General features: G+C 68.6%; 13 protein-coding genes and 1 riboswitch. Of the genes, 7 read left to right on the top strand and 6 right to left on the bottom strand.

The window, feature by feature from the left end; all coding sequences use genetic code 11:
* Window positions 1-131: 131 nt before the first annotated feature.
* Window positions 132-377, top strand: coding sequence for a hypothetical protein (locus tag FB464_RS01655; RefSeq protein ID WP_116415405.1), 246 nt, complete (start codon window positions 132-134; stop codon window positions 375-377).
* 36 nt (window positions 378-413) lie between these two features.
* Here FB464_RS01655 and FB464_RS01650 read toward each other — a convergent pair whose 3' ends face one another.
* Both FB464_RS01650 and glyA read right to left on the bottom strand, forming a co-directional pair.
* The gene (locus FB464_RS01650; protein WP_116415406.1) at window positions 414-1,361 is read right to left on the bottom strand and encodes an aldose 1-epimerase family protein; all 948 of its coding nucleotides are present in this window, start codon (window positions 1,359-1,361) and stop codon (window positions 414-416) included.
* A 24-nt stretch (window positions 1,362-1,385) separates the two neighbouring features.
* A complete protein-coding gene (gene glyA / locus FB464_RS01645) occupies window positions 1,386-2,669 on the bottom strand; it encodes a serine hydroxymethyltransferase (RefSeq protein ID WP_116415407.1) in 1,284 nt (427 codons plus the stop codon).
* A gap of 46 nt (window positions 2,670-2,715) precedes the next feature.
* Window positions 2,716-2,797: riboswitch (ZMP/ZTP riboswitch) on the bottom strand.
* 86 nt (window positions 2,798-2,883) lie between these two features.
* On the opposite strand from glyA, the gene FB464_RS01640 reads away from it, so the two are divergent.
* Complete coding sequence (locus FB464_RS01640; RefSeq protein ID WP_116415408.1) at window positions 2,884-5,202, top strand: sigma-70 family RNA polymerase sigma factor; 2,319 nt, start codon at window positions 2,884-2,886, stop codon at window positions 5,200-5,202.
* 6 nt (window positions 5,203-5,208) lie between these two features.
* On the opposite strand, the gene FB464_RS01635 is transcribed toward FB464_RS01640, so the two are convergent.
* Complete coding sequence (locus FB464_RS01635; protein ID WP_170151941.1) at window positions 5,209-6,474, bottom strand: MFS transporter; 1,266 nt, start codon at window positions 6,472-6,474, stop codon at window positions 5,209-5,211.
* A gap of 154 nt (window positions 6,475-6,628) precedes the next feature.
* Between FB464_RS01635 and FB464_RS01630 the strand changes: the two genes are divergently transcribed.
* Window positions 6,629-6,985 carry a YrdB family protein gene (locus FB464_RS01630; protein WP_246092876.1) on the top strand — a complete coding sequence of 119 codons (357 nt, stop codon included), beginning with the start codon at window positions 6,629-6,631 and terminating at the stop codon, window positions 6,983-6,985.
* Complete coding sequence (gene nagA / locus FB464_RS01625) at window positions 6,982-8,142, top strand: N-acetylglucosamine-6-phosphate deacetylase (RefSeq protein ID WP_116415411.1); 1,161 nt, start codon at window positions 6,982-6,984, stop codon at window positions 8,140-8,142. Before FB464_RS01630 ends, nagA begins: the two co-directional genes overlap by 4 nt.
* A gap of 90 nt (window positions 8,143-8,232) precedes the next feature.
* On the opposite strand, the gene FB464_RS01620 is transcribed toward nagA, so the two are convergent.
* Window positions 8,233-9,453: an NADP-dependent isocitrate dehydrogenase gene (locus FB464_RS01620; RefSeq protein WP_116415412.1), complete on the bottom strand. Its 1,221-nt coding sequence runs from the start codon at window positions 9,451-9,453 to the stop codon at window positions 8,233-8,235.
* A 135-nt stretch (window positions 9,454-9,588) separates the two neighbouring features.
* Between FB464_RS01620 and FB464_RS01615 the strand changes: the two genes are divergently transcribed.
* The 3 genes from FB464_RS01615 (at window position 9,589) to FB464_RS01605 (ending at window position 10,885) form a co-directional block, all read left to right on the top strand.
* Window positions 9,589-10,041 (top strand): GNAT family N-acetyltransferase, encoded by a 453-nt coding sequence (locus FB464_RS01615; RefSeq protein ID WP_116416662.1) that lies wholly within the window; start codon window positions 9,589-9,591, stop codon window positions 10,039-10,041.
* Window positions 10,042-10,086: 45 nt separating this feature from the next.
* A complete protein-coding gene (locus FB464_RS01610) occupies window positions 10,087-10,398 on the top strand; it encodes an MGMT family protein (protein WP_246092875.1) in 312 nt (103 codons plus the stop codon).
* A gap of 85 nt (window positions 10,399-10,483) precedes the next feature.
* Window positions 10,484-10,885, top strand: a complete 402-nt coding sequence (locus FB464_RS01605) for a hypothetical protein (protein WP_142206578.1) — start codon at window positions 10,484-10,486, stop codon at window positions 10,883-10,885.
* A 69-nt stretch (window positions 10,886-10,954) separates the two neighbouring features.
* Here FB464_RS01605 and FB464_RS01600 read toward each other — a convergent pair whose 3' ends face one another.
* Window positions 10,955-12,769, bottom strand: a complete 1,815-nt coding sequence (locus FB464_RS01600; protein ID WP_116415415.1) for an ABC transporter ATP-binding protein — start codon at window positions 12,767-12,769, stop codon at window positions 10,955-10,957.
* Window positions 12,766-14,535: an ABC transporter ATP-binding protein gene (locus tag FB464_RS01595; protein ID WP_116415416.1), complete on the bottom strand. Its 1,770-nt coding sequence runs from the start codon at window positions 14,533-14,535 to the stop codon at window positions 12,766-12,768. Before FB464_RS01595 ends, FB464_RS01600 begins: the two co-directional genes overlap by 4 nt.
* Window positions 14,536-14,572 lie beyond the last annotated feature (37 nt).

Here is a 14,572-nt window from a genome sequence, read left to right as displayed (position 1 = left end):
ACCACCTCGGCCGAGATGTGGGAGAACGTGCAGCCGCGGGCCCTTCTGCGGCCCGGCCGGCGCCCCTACGCTGGGAACCGACCGCGGCGACGTCGCTGCGGTGAATGCGACACGGAAAGAGCAGGGAAGCTATGACCGACCAGAGCACCTACCGGGCTGAACTCATCGGGCCGGGAGTCATCGGCAACAATGAGATCGTCGAACTGTCCTACGTCGACGGGGCCTACCAGGACCTCGTCGAACTCACGTTCGAGGCCGCGGGCGCGACGTCGGTGCGCACGTGGGCCCTGGGCGAGGTCGGACCCGACACGGTCGAGCCGATCCCCTACAACTTCCTCAGCGAGGTCGACCAGACCCCGCCGAACGTCGAGAACTAGCGGTTCGGCGGCCGAGCATCCGGTACCCGCAGCCTGTCAGGCTGCTCGGTGCCGGATGCCCCACTGCAGTCGCCACGTCTCGCCGGGTTCGAGCCAGCGGAGCCCCAGGCCCGTGTTGAACGCGTTGGCCGGGGCCGTCATGGGTTCGATCGCGACGGCCTGGCCGGGAGTCGGGTTGGCTGGGGTCACGGTGCCCCGGGGGAAGTTCCGCGGCGTGTAGAACTGCACGAAACGGAAGTTCTCGTCGCCCCACACCTCGGTCGCCGATCCGTCGGGCGCCGTCACCGAGTGCACGGCGCGGCCGTCGTGGATGCCCACGCCGCCGAATCCGCTGTCGATGTCGAGCTCGCCGACCGGGCGGCCGCCCCGCAGGTCGAAGCCGGTGCCGTCGACCGGGACCTCGCGGGTGGGGATGGCCACAGCATCCACCTCGAACCGGGTTGCTGCGTCGACGGTCGCGACCAGCTCGCCGACCGGCACGTCGCCGACCCGGAAGTACGGGTGCGCGCCCACGGCCACCGGGGCAGCTGCCGCCGATTCGTTCGTGAGCGAGTGGATGACCGTCAGGCCGTTCTCGTCGAGCACGTACTGCACGCTGGTGTCGACGCGGAACGGGTAGCCGTGCTGCGGGAACACCGTCGCGTCGAGCGTGATCGAGTTCGCGGTGCGTGCGGTGAGGCGGTAGGCGGTGTTCCGCACGAGGCCGTGCGTGGCGTTGCCGGTGGCGGGCTCGGTGCGGTCGAGCTGCTGCGGCTTGCCATCCAGCTCCCACCGGGCACCCGCGATGCGGTTCGGCCACGGAACGAGCAGAAGACCGGATCCCATCGGGGGCAGCTCGTTCTCGGAGTGCGGTTCGACGCTCTCGACCCCGTCGAGGAACAGTTCGCGGAGGGCGGCGGCGAGCTCGGTGACGATCGCCGTCGAGCGGCGGCCGTCACCCCGCTCGTACTCGATCGCGAACTGTTCACCCGTCAGGGGTTTCATCGGCAAGCCTTCATGGCTGGTTCGCTACCAGTTCTCGAGGCCGTCGTAGAGCGGGAAGCCGTCGGTGAGCTTCAGCACGCGGGCGCGGAGGGCCGCGACATCCGGTGACGGCTTCAAGGCGTTCGCGATGATGTCGGCGACCTCGGTGAACTCTTCGTCGCCGAAACCACGCGTTGCCAGCGCCGGGGTGCCGATGCGGAGACCGGAGGTCACCATCGGGGGGCGCGGGTCGAACGGGATCGAGTTGCGGTTGACGGTGATGCCGACCTCGTGCAGGAGGTCTTCGGCCTGCTTGCCGTCGATGGCGGCGTTCCGGAGGTCGACCAGGATGAGGTGCACGTCGGTGCCGCCGGTGAGCACGCTGATGCCCTCGGCCACGGTGTCGGCGCCCATCAGGCGTTCGGCGACGATCTTCGCGCCGGAGATGGTGCGCTGCTGGCGGTCCTTGAACTCGGGCTCTGCGGCCAGCTTGAACGCGGTGGCCTTGGCGGCGACGACGTGCATGAGCGGGCCGCCCTGCTGGCCGGGGAACACGGCGGAGTCGATCTTCTTGGCGAACTCCGCCTTGCTCAGCACGACACCGCTGCGGGGACCCGCGAGGGTCTTGTGCACGGTGCTCGTCACCACATCGGCGTACGGGACGGGCGACGGGTGCAGGCCCGCGGCCACGAGCCCCGCGAAGTGCGCCATGTCGACCCAGAGCTTCGCGCCGACCTCGTCGGCAATGTCACGGAAAGCGGCGAAGTCGAGCTGGCGGGGGTAGGCAGACCAGCCGGCGATCAGAACGGTGGGGCGCTCGGCGAGGGCCTTCTCGCGCACGATGTCCATGTCGACGAGGTAGGTCTCCGGGTCGACGCCGTAGCTCGTTGCACGGTAGTTCTTGCCGGAGAAGTTCAACTTCATACCGTGCGTCAGATGACCGCCGTGGCTGAGCTCCATGCCGAGGATGGTGTCGCCGATCGTGGCGAGGGCCATCAGGGCCGCCGCGTTGGCCTGGGCGCCGGCGTGCGGCTGCACGTTCGCGTGCTCGGCACCGAAGAGCGCCTTCGCGCGGTCGCGGGCGAGATTCTCGGCCACGTCGACGAACTCGCAGCCGCCGTAGTAGCGGCGGCCGGGGTAACCCTCGGCGTACTTGTTGGTGAGAACGGATCCCTGCGCCTCGAGCACGGCGCGGGAGACGAAGTTCTCACTCGCGATCATCTCGAGCGTGCCGCGCTGGCGGCCGAGTTCGTCGCGCAGGACGGCGGCGATCTCGGGGTCGACGCTCGCGAGGGCGTCGTTGAACGTTGAGGGCAGTTGGCTGGGCATCGGGCTCTCCTTGTGTCGACAGGACGGAATGGTGGTCGTGCGGTTCCGTAGCGACCCAGGCGAGCGGCCGAATCCGTGTCAGTCGCTTCCCGATGGTGACCATCTGAACGCCAGTTGCGACGGGCTCAGCATAGCAGCGTTGCTTTTCCCCTGTGCTGATGAGTATTGTTCAGTGATACATTAATGAGGATGTCTCGACCGGAAGGTGTTGGCGATGAGTGACCCGATCGGCGCGCACGCCGTGCCCGACGACGAGACGGGTCCGAGCGATCTCGATCTCGTCGAGCGCACCCGGGCAGGCGACTCCCGCGCGTTCGCCGAACTCTGGAACAGGCACTCCCGCGCCGGGCGCACGGTGGCGCGGAGTTTCACCGCCGATGCCGACGACATCGTCTCCGAGAGCTTCGCGAAGGTGCTGCAGGCCATCCGGAACGGTGGCGGGCCGACAAGCGCCTTCCGGCCGTATCTCTTCAGCACGATCCGCAACGTCGCGATGCAGCTGAAACGTGGCGCCCAGATCGACACGAGCGACGAGCTCGACGCCCTCGCCGACCCCACCAGCGAAGAGAACGAGACCATCCTCGCGCTCGACAAGAGCCTGACGGCGCAGGCGTTCCGGAGTCTCCCGACCCGCTGGCAGGAGGCGCTCTGGTACAGCGAGGTGGAGCAGATGGCCTCGCATGAGATCGCACCCCTGCTCGGCATGACCTCGAACGCCGTCTCCGCCCTGACCTTCCGGGCGCGGGAGGGGCTCAGGCAGGCCTGGATCCAGGCGCACCTGGTGCGCGCGGCAGACACCGAGTGCGCCGCGGTCATCGAGAAACTCGGTTCCTACACGCGAGGCAGTCTCGGCACCCGCGAGACCCGCAAGTTGCAGCAGCACCTGGCAGCGTGCACGTCGTGCAGCATCGTCGGCGAGGAGGCCAGAGACGTGGGCTCCCGGCTCGCGCTGGTGCTCCTCCCCCTCGTGGCAGGGGTCGCCGGAGCGGCGGCCTACACGGTCTCGATGCAGGGTGGCGGCAGCGCGGCGGCAGCGACTGCTGCAGGGGTTCTGGGCCACGGCGGCGCCGCTGCGGCATCCGGTTCTGGTGCTGGCGCCGGGTTGGGGTCGGGGTCGGGCGCGGTGTCGAGCGGCGCATCTGTCGCGAACGCGGCACCCGTCGTGCACGCCGCACCTGTCGTGCACGCGGCTTCCGTCGCGCACACCGCGCCGGTCGCGCAGCCTGTCCCGGCTGGATCCGAGGCGGCTGGCGCGGCGAATGCCGGAACCTCTTCCGCGACCACGGTTCCGACCCACGTCGTCCGCGCCGCCCGCATGACGACCGGCGGAGCGCGCCGGATGCTCGTCACGGCCTTCCCCCGCGCGAGGAACGCCGTCGGATTCGCACTGGCGACCGCTGCCGCGGTCGGCGCAGCGTTCCTCCTCTCCCCCCTCATCGTGTCCCCCGCCCCGCAGACCGTCGAGGCGGCAGCGCCCGCGACCAGTTCACCCCAGGCCGGTGGCGACCGTGGCACGACGCAGCCGAACGCCCAGAACGGCGCGGCCTCGGCCGCACAGGGCGCCGGGTCCCCCGCGGTTCCGGCCGCCGGCTCGGGTTCGGCTACGGGCGCTGGCGCGGCGGCAGGCTCCCTGAGCGCAGCTTCGGGTTCTGCCGGCAGCGGATCTTCGGTTCCCACAGGGTTCGGCACCCGGGCCCTCGATCCGGGGAGCCCTGTTCCCCCGCGCGACGCGCTGGCTCCGATCGTGCCGAGCGAGTCCGGTGCAGGCGCAGGTCAACCGACCCCGATGCCCTCGCAGACTCCCGCGCCTGCCGCGACTCCCCCGGTCACGACCACCCCACCGGTGACTCCGCCGCCCACTCCGCCGCCCACCACACCGCCTCCCACGACACCCCCGACCCCTCCCCCCTCCGTGCCGCCCCCCTCCGTGCCAGACGCTCCGCTCTACGAGATCGCCGCCGATCCGAGCGGGTTGCTGTTCCCCGTCATCTCGGGGCAGGCCGAGCCCGGCGCCACGGTCGAGGTCGTCGACCTCATCGGCAGCGCGTCCCCGGTGACCGCATCACGCGTTCGCGCCGAAAGCACCCCGACCGGGGTGGTCGTCGCCCACATCACAGCCGACGCCGAAGACGGCAGCTTCGAGGTCTCCGACTACCCCGACCTCGGGTTCGGCGAGCACCGGCTCTCCCTCCGCCAAGTGTCGACCGACGGCATCCGTTCCCCTCTCGGCCTCGCCACCAGCGTGACGCTGGAACCGATCTCGCTCCTCAGTCCCCAACCGGAGAGCACCATCGGCGGCTCGGGCTACACCGTCTACTCGCACGGGGTGCCGGGGGCATTCTTCGAGCAGCTGCTCGACGGCCGGAGCGACCCCCGCACGTTCGTCCTGAACCCCGACGGCAATTCCGGCGACGATTTCAGCCTCGACAGCGGCACGCCCGCCGGCACACGGGTCACCGTGTCGATTCGCTACGTGGATCCGGACTCCGGCCGCCACGGGCCATCGACGAGCGCCGCCTTCCTGGTCGGCTGACCGGGGTCAGGCCAGCGTCGCGGCGTGCCGGCGGTGCGAGACGATCACGGAGATCCAGAGCAGGGCACCGGAGACGAAGAGCAGCAGCAGATAGAAGAGCGGCAGCGATTCGAGCCCGAATCCGCTCAGAAGCAGCCCACCGACGAGGGCTCCGCCACCGATGCCGATATTGAAGGCCGTGGAGTAGAACGCAGCCGCCGTATCGGTGATGGCCGGGGAAGCGACGTGGAGCACGCGGGCCTGCATGAGAGTCGGAATGACACCGAGTGCGATGCCCCACAGGGCGAAGGCGGGGATCGACAGCCACGGATTCGAGGCCCACAGCGACAGCACCAGCACGGAGGCGCCCGTCACGACGAGAGCGATGCCGACGCCGAAGGTGGGTCGCCCTCCGAAGACGAACCCGGCGATCAGGAGCCCGAGGGCCCCCGCGACACCGTAGACGAAGAGCATCCCGCCGACGTTCCCGATCGGCACACCCAGCTGTCCGATCAGGAACGGGGTGACATAGGTGTAGAGAGAGTAGTGGCCGACCATCAGGATTCCGATGATGACGCAGATGACGGCGACGCCCGGCACGGTCGGGTCGAGCCGTTTCAGACGGGAGAGCTTCACTCCGGTCTCCGAGGAGGGCTCTGCCCGGGCATCCGGAGCCGGCTTCACGCGGGGACCGGGGGCTGGCATCCGCGGGAGCCTCTTGGCGATCAACAGGGAAGCGCAGAGCGACAGGACGGCAATCGCGAGGAAAGGCACGCGCCAGCCGAAGGCGTGGCCGACCACTGTGGCTGCCGGAACCCCGAGCACGAAGGCCAGCGTGCCCCCTCCTGTGGTGATGGCCACGGCGCGGGCGATCTGGTGACGCGGCACGAGGTGGGCGGCGTACACGCCGACGACGGCCCAGAACAGTCCGTGCGCGGTTCCGCCGAGCACGCGCGCGAACGCGAGCAGGCCGTAGCTCGGAGCGAGCGCGGAGAACGTGCTGGTGGCAGCGACAGCCAGCAGCACTCCGACGATGACCGTGTGCCGGGAGAAGCGACGGGTCATCGCCGAGAGCGGCACCGCGGTGATCACGACCGCGACCGCGAAGAGGGTCACCAGCAGTCCGATCTGCGACTCCGTGACGCCGAGTTCAGCGCTCATCTCCGGCAGGAGACCGGTGGGCATCATCTCCGCCGTGACCGACATGAAGACAGCGGTGGCGAGCACGAAGAGGGCGACGTAGGGAAAAGGAGCGGACTCCGTGGCGACAGGAGTCTTGACGGCATTCGTCACGAGGGGACAGACCACATTTCGAGGGTGCAGCATTCGGCGAGTACGCAACCGACCATGTCCGCGCTCGGGGCGGTGCGACATCCGACCGCCAACTCCCATGGTACCGGCTGTCGGCCGGTAACGGCGGTCTCGGCGCACAAGTACTATTGCAGTCGTGAATACCGACCAGGGCGCTCCGCCGCGATTCGGCCCGAACGACGTGCTCCGGTTCCTGCTCGAGCTGTTCGCGTTCTTCTCCATCGGGTTGTGGGGCTTCCTGGCCTGGCCCCCGCTCTGGAACTGGGCCTTCGGAATCGGCGCCCCGCTCTTCGCGATCGTGCTGTGGGGGCTGTTCCGTTCCCCGCGGGCCGTGTTCCACCTCGACGCGTTCGGCAAAGCGCTCGTCGAGATCGTGATCATGGGGTCGGCCGCCCTGGCCTGGCTCGTCATCGGCCAGTGGATCGTGGCCGCGCTGTTCGGCATCCTCGCCGTCGTCAGCGGCATCATCTCAGGCCGCAAGGAGTTCGCATGACCGTCGTCATCCATTCCGCTGTGAAGGTCGACGCCGACGGCGTCGTCGAAGACTTCTGGCTCGCCTTCACCGGCAGCACCCTTGCCGCCACCGGCACCGGCACCGGCTGGCACGGCTGGTCCACCGCCGAGAATGCCGTCGTCGTGAACGCGGCCGGCCGTTGGCTCACACCCGGCTTCATCGACGTGCACAGCCACGGCGGCGGCGGGTTCTCGTTCGACAACGGGACCGAGGCCATCCAGGGCGCACTCGCGATGCACCGCGCGCACGGAACGACCCGCTCGGTCATCAGCCTGGTGGCCAACCCGGTGGAGGTGCTCTGCGAGAGCCTCGAGCTGATCGCCGACCTCGTCGAGGCCGACCCGCTCATCCTGGGATCGCACCTCGAGGGGCCCTTCCTCGCCCGCAACCACCGGGGCGCCCACAATCCGGCCCACCTCCGCACTCCGACCGCGGAACTGGTCGACACCTTCCTCGCGGCCGGCCGAGGCACCATCCGCCAGGTCACCCTCGCCCCCGAACTGACGGGAGCCCTCGACGCGATCGACCGTTTCGTCGCTGCCGGGGTCACCGTGGGGGTCGGGCACACCGACGCCGACTTCCGACTCACCAAGGAGGCGTTCGACCGCGGCGCCACCCTGCTGACCCATGCCTTCAACGCGATGCCGGGCATCAAGCACCGGGAACCGGGGCCGGTCACGGCGGCCCTCGGCGATCCGCGCGTGGCCCTCGAGCTCATCCTCGACGGGTTCCACGTGCATCCGGAGGTCGCCCGGGTCGCGTTCTTCGCGGCCCCGATGCGCATCCTCCTGATCACCGACGCCATGGCCGCTGCAGGTTCGGTCGACGGGCACTACAAGCTGGGTGACCTGAATGTGTCGGTCTCGGATGGCCGGGCCATGCTGTCGGGAACGACCACCATCGCGGGCTCGACGCTGACCCAGGATGTCGCGCTCCGCTCCGCGATCTTCGACTCCGAGACGGACCCGGTGCTCGCGGTGCGCGCCCTGACGGCCTCACCGGCACGGGCCCTCGGCCTCGATGAGACGCTCGGTTATCTCGCGCCGGGTTACGCGGCGGATGTCGTGCTGCTCGGCACAGACTGGACCGTCGACGCCGTCTGGGCCGCCGGACGACCGATGAGCGACCCCACCTGACGCACGAACGAGAGAAGGCCCGCACCGGCCGGCGAAACGCCGACCCGGTGCGGGCCTTCTCTGTGAATCGGCTACGCCGGGGCGGACCGGCTACGCCAGGCGGGTCTTCAGGTTCTCGGCCAGCGTCGCAAGGAACTCCTCGGTGGTCTGGTACGCCTGGTCGGGCCCGACGAGCAGTGCCAGGTCTTTCGTCATGGCACCCGACTCGACCGTCTTGATGACGACGTCTTCGAGCGTGTCGGCGAACGTGGCGAGCTCGGCGTTGTCGTCGAGCTTGGCGCGGTGCGCGAGCCCGCGGGTCCACGCGTAGATCGAGGCGATCGGGTTCGTCGACGTGGGCTTGCCTGCCTGGTGCTGGCGGTAGTGGCGCGTCACGGTGCCGTGCGCGGCCTCGGCCTCGACGGTCTTGCCGTCGGGCGTGAAGAGCACGCTGGTCATCAGCCCGAGGGATCCGAAGCCCTGTGCGACCGTGTCGCTCTGCACGTCACCGTCGTAGTTCTTGGCGGCCCACACGTAGCCGCCTTCCCACTTGAGGGACGCAGCGACCATGTCGTCGATCAGACGGTGCTCGTAGGTGATGCCGGCTTCGGCGAACTTCTCGGCGAACTCGGTGTCGAAGACCTCCTGGAAGAGATCCTTGAAGCGGCCGTCGTAGGCCTTCAGGATGGTGTTCTTCGTCGAGAGGTACACCGGGTACGCGCGGTTCAGGCCGTAGCTCAGCGACGCGCGGGCGAAGTCCCGGATCGAGTCGTCGAGGTTGTACATGGCCATCGCGACACCGGATCCGGGCGACTGGAAGACCTCGAACGACTGGGCCTCGGCGTCGCTGCCCTCTTCGGGCTGGAACGAGATGGTCAGCGTTCCCTTGCCCTCGAAGCGGAAGTCGGTGGCCTTGTACTGGTCGCCGAACGCGTGGCGGCCGACGATGATCGGCTTGTTCCAGCCCGGCACGAGACGCGGAATGTTCGAGATGATGATCGGCTCGCGGAAGATGGTGCCGCCGAGGATGTTGCGGATGGTGCCGTTCGGGCTCTTCCACATCTTCTTCAGGCCGAACTCTTCGACGCGTGCCTCATCCGGCGTGATGGTGGCGCATTTGACGCCCACACCGTGCTTCTGGATGGCGTGGGCAGCGTCGATCGTGACCTGGTCGTCGGTCGCGTCGCGGTGCTCGATGCCGAGGTCGTAGTATTCGAGGTTGACCTCGAGGTAGGGGTGGATCAACGTGTCCTTGATGGCCTGCCAGATGATGCGGGTCATCTCGTCGCCGTCGAGCTCGACGACCGTTCCCTCTACGTGGATCTTCGACATTCAAACTCCTGTTCCGTGACGTGCAATTCTTCGGCCCAGAGGGCCACAGGCCAGCCTACTCGCTTTCAGAACTGTCTTGACGTAGAGACACTTTGCGCTGTGGCGCGTTCGGGGGGCAACCACTACCCTGAGACCATGAGTGACTTGAGACTCGAAGAGCTGTCAGCGACCAACGTCGTCGCAGCGAACACGCTGACCCTGAAGCCCGGCCAGGAGCAGTTCGTCGCGCCCGTCTCACACTCGATCGCCGAAGCCTACGTGAACCCCGCCACGGCCTGGCCACGGGTGGTGCTCGACGGCGACGAGGTCGTCGGTTTCATCATGGGCAACTTCGACCCCGACAGCCCGCACGACGAGTTCCGGGGCTGCATCTGGCGCATGAACGTCGCTGCGGACTCCCAGGGCCGGGGTGTGGGCCGCTTCGCCGTCACCGCGCTGGCCGATGAGGCACGCACGCGGGGTTTCGACCGCCTCACCGTCATGTTCGAGCCCGGCGAGCTGGGGCCGGAGGCCTTCTTCACGGCTGTCGGGTTCGTGGCGATCGGCGAGACGCAGTTCGGCGAGACGATAGCCGCACTGACCCTCTGAATGGATGTGGCCTGCGGCGGCAGAACCACGGCGGAACCGCTGGCAGTGCAGCGAGATTTCGGGGCCGCGGCGCTCGAGCTGGTCGACGCGATCCCCGAGGGCTCCGTGCTGACCTACGGCGATGTGGCCGCGCTGCTCGGCTCGCGGGCCGCCCGCGCGGTGGGAACGGCGCTGGCACGGTCGGGAGGCCGTCATCCCTGGTGGCGCGTGGTGCGTTCGGGCGGTCATCCACCGCGGGGCCTCGAATCGGATGCCCGGGCGCACTACGAGGCTGAGAATACGCCGCTCACCAGCGCTCCGACAGAGTGCGGTTACCGTGTCGACTACGCTGTGGCAAGGTGGAAGGGGATTTCCTGACCCACCCCTGTACCTGTTCACCCCTCGACAATCAACGGGAGAAGCTGTGAAGCGTCGCTTGCTGGTTGCTCTGCCGGTGGTTGCCGTGAGCGTTTCCCTGCTCTCGGGCTGCGGCGTTGCCAACGTGATCTCGCCCCCCTTCGCCTCGGCGATCTATGCGACCACCGCTGACGCGGCCGGTGCAGACTCGTCGGTCGCGATCCCGGCGTGGGTCCCGGCAGACGCCACCTTCATCCGGGTGAAGACCGACCAGACGCACGGTGCGAGCATCCTGATGTTCTCGCCCGCAGCGACCGCCCCGGTGTTCACCGGCTGCGACGCAGCCTCCGACCCCGAGGTCGACCAGGCCCAGAGTACCGGTGCGCTGACGAACCAGCTCTCCGAGACCTGGTGGCCGCAGAAGCTGAACGACGGGGTCGGCGTGGTCTGCGCCGGAGCCTGGCACCTGTTCGGCCAGGACGGCAAGTACTACGCCTGGACGCCGTAGCCCCACCCTCGGATCGGTGGAGCCTCGGCGCGAGCCGTACCCGTCCTCGCCGCGGGCGTGAGCCACAGCTCAGACCAGCGACTCCCGCCACGAGGCGTGCAGCTGGGCGAACCGCCCCGTACCGCCGATGAGGTCGGCGGGCGTTCCGTCTTCGATGATCACGCCGTGCTCCATCACGAGCACCCGGTCGGCGATCGCCACGGTCGACAGCCGGTGCGCGATGATGATGGCCGTGCGGTCGGCGAGCAGGGTCTGCAGGGCATCCTGAACCTGGCGTTCGCTCGGGATGTCGAGTGACGCCGTCGCCTCGTCGAGGATGAGCACGGCGGGGTCGGCCAGGAACGCGCGCGCGAACGAGACGAGCTGGCGCTGGCCGGCCGAGACCCGTCCGCCGCGCTTGTTCACGTCGGTGTCATAGCCGTCAGGCAGGCTCTCGATGAAGGCGTGGGCGCCCACCGCCTTCGCCGCCCCGACGATCTCCTCGCGGGAGGCCCCCGGCTTGCCGATCGCGATGTTGTCGGCGACCGTTCCGGAGAAGAGGTACGCCTCCTGGGTGACCATCACGATCGCGCGCCGCAGATCTTTGGGGTGGAGACGCCGGAGGTCGATACCGTCGAGTGTGACCTGCCCGGTCGTGGGGTCGTAGAACCGCGAGATCAGCTTTGCCAGCGTCGACTTCCCCGCTCCGGTGGAGCCCACCAGGGCGATCGTCTGGCCTGCCGGCACGTCGAGGCTGAACTCGGGCAGCACAACACGGCCGTTCTGGTAGGAGAACTCGACGTCGTCGAACGTGATGCCGCCCTTCGCCTCCCACAGGTCGACGGGCTTCACCGGGTCGGGCACGCTCAGCTCCTCCTCCAGCACCCCGGAGATCTTCTCGAGTGCCGCGGCCGCGGACTGGTAGGAGTTGTAGAACATCGCCATCTCCTCCATCGGGTCGAAGAAGCGCCGGGTGTAGAGCACGGCGGCGAGCAGCACACCGATGGCGACCTGCCCCTCGACCACGCGGAACGCGCCGACGAGCAGCACGACGGCGACGGTCACGTTGCCGATGAGAACCAGCCCGGGGTCGAAGATGCCGAACAGCCGGATCACCCTGGCATTGGAGACGCGGTACTCCTCGACCAGCCCACCGAATTCGGCCCGGTTGCTCTTCTCCGTGCGGAACGCCTTGACGGCGCGGATGCCCGTCATCGTCTCCACGAACTTGACGATCAGCTTCGCCGACGCCGTACGCGTCGTGCGGAACAGTCGCTGCGAGCGCAGCTGGAACCAGCGCGTCAGGATGAGCAGCGGCACCAGCGACACGACGAGGATCAGCCCGCTCGCCACATCGAGCGAGAACAGCGCGATGCCGATGAAGAACATGTAGAGCAGCCCCTGCACGAGCTGGTTGATGCCCGAGTCGAGCAGTTCCCTGATCGAGTCGAGGTCGCTCGTCTGCCGCGAGATGATGCGCCCCGAGGTGTAGGTCTCGTGGAACTCGAGGCTCAGCCGCTGGGTCTGCAGGAACACGCGCTTCCGGAGGTCGAGCAGGATGGCCTGCGAGATCCGGGCGGTGAGCACCGTGAACCACGAGATCAGCACCGCACCGACGACACCCGTGATGAGGTAGATCACACCCACGGAGGCGATCGGGATCCAGTCGCGGTTCAGCAGAGCCGGCAGCCCGGTGTCGATGCCGTAGGCGATCAGCGCCGGCCCCGCCACCTGGGCGGCGGTGCTGACGATCACGACGATCAGGCCGACCACGAGCTTCGACCGCTCGGGCCGGAGCAGCGAGCCGAGCAGGGCCGTGGATCGCTTCCGGATCTGCCGGCTCTCGGCGCGGGTGAAGTCGTTCCGCTCCTCCCCCTCGACGCCGGTCACGGTCGTCTCGCTCATGCGGTCACCTCCTCATCGTCGAAACTCGAGATCACGTAGCGGTAGTGGTCGTTGCCGGCCAGTAGTTCGGAATGTGTGCCGACCGCGGTCACACGGCCGTTCTGCAGCAGCGCCACGCGGTCGGCGAGCGCCACCGTCGACGGCCGGTGCGCGACGATGAGGGCGGTGGTCGAGGCGAGCACCTTGCGGAGCGCTGCCTCGACCAGCGCCTCGGTGTCGACGTCGAGGGCGGAGAGCGGATCATCCAGAACCAGCACCCGGGGCTTCGCGGCGACGGCCCGGGCGAGCGCGAGACGCTGCCGCTGGCCGCCCGAGAGGCTGAGGCCCTCCTCGCCGACCCGGGTCGCGAGGCCGTCGGGCAGGTCGTGCACAAAACCGGCCTGGGCGATCGAGAGGGCCTCGTCGACCTCCGCGTCGGTGGCGTCGGGCCGGCCGAGCACGACGTTCTCCCGCACCGAGGCACTGAACAGCGTGGCGTCTTCGAAGGCCATCGCGATCTCGGTGCGTACGGCGTCGCGGGGCAGGTCGCGGATGTCGATGCCATCGAGCAGCACACGCCCCCCTGTCACGTCGTAGAGCCGTGTGGTCAGGGCGGTCAGCGTGCTCTTGCCCGACCCGGTGAGGCCCACCAGGGCCATCGTCTCCCCCGGTTCGATCACGAGGTCGATGCCGTCGAGCAGGTCGTCGTGGGTCGCCGGCGCATCCTGGTAGCGGAAGTGCACGTCGTCGAAGCTCAGCTGCCCGCGGGGCGACCGGATGCCCTGCAGCACATCAGGGTCGACGATCGTGTTCTCTGAGTCGAGCACGTCGAAGAACCGCGCGGTGGCGGTGCGGGCGTCGAAGGTCATCGCGAGGAAGTAGCCCATCGACTCCACCGGGAACAGCAGCACGGTCGCCGTGGCGAAGAAGGCCACCAGGTCGCCGACCGTGGCCTGGCCGTCGGCGGCGAGCCACACGCCCACGACGAGGCAGACCGCGAACGCGACATCCGGAACCAGCAGCAACCACAACCAGATGTTCGCGACGGCCTTCGCCTTCTCGATCTCGGTGCCCCGGAGCTTCTCGGCCTGGCGTTCGAACTTCTTCAGAGCGAACGGGCCGCGCCCGAAGGCCTTCAGCACGCGGATGCCGTGCACCGACTCCTCGACGCTGGTCGCGAGGTCGCCGACCTGGTCCTGGCTGCGGCGGGCGGCGTCGGAGTACTTGCCCTCGAAGACGTAGCTGTAGGCCAGCACAGGGATCGAGGCCACGGCGAAGATCAGCCCCAGTACCCAGTTCAGGCTGATCAGGATCGCGAAACCGATGAAGATCGTCACCACGTTGACCACCATGATGACCACGCCGAAGGAGAGCCAGCGCCGGATCAGGTTGAGGTCGCTGACCGCGCGCGAGAGGAGCTGCCCACTCGGCCAGCGGTCGTGGAACTCCACCGGCAGCTCCTGCAGATGGTTGTAGAGGCTGTTGCGCATGCGCGCCTCGACATGCGTTCCGGGGGTCAGCACCAGCACCCGGCGGAGGGCGATCAGCAGCGCCTCGAACACCCCGAGGGCGAGGATCACCAGCACGACGGGCCAGATCTGGGACGAATCGCCGTCGGCGAGCGGGCCGTCGATCAGTACCTGCAGCACCTGCGGGATCGCGAGCGACACGAGGCTCGCCAGCAGCGAGACGCCGATGGCCGTGTAGATGCGCGGCATCGCCGGTTTCGCATAGACGTACAGTCGGGCGAGCGTGCGCAACGTCGACTGCTCTTCTGGGGCAGGCATGAGTATGGAATCCCTTGTGAGGTGTTTTCAGGCAGCC

The sequence above is a fragment of the Subtercola boreus genome, assembly GCF_006716115.1.
Taxonomy (GTDB): Bacteria; Actinomycetota; Actinomycetes; order Actinomycetales; family Microbacteriaceae; genus Subtercola; species Subtercola boreus.
Note: the sequence above shows the minus strand (reverse complement) of the source record. Positions and strands in the feature narration are given on the sequence as shown.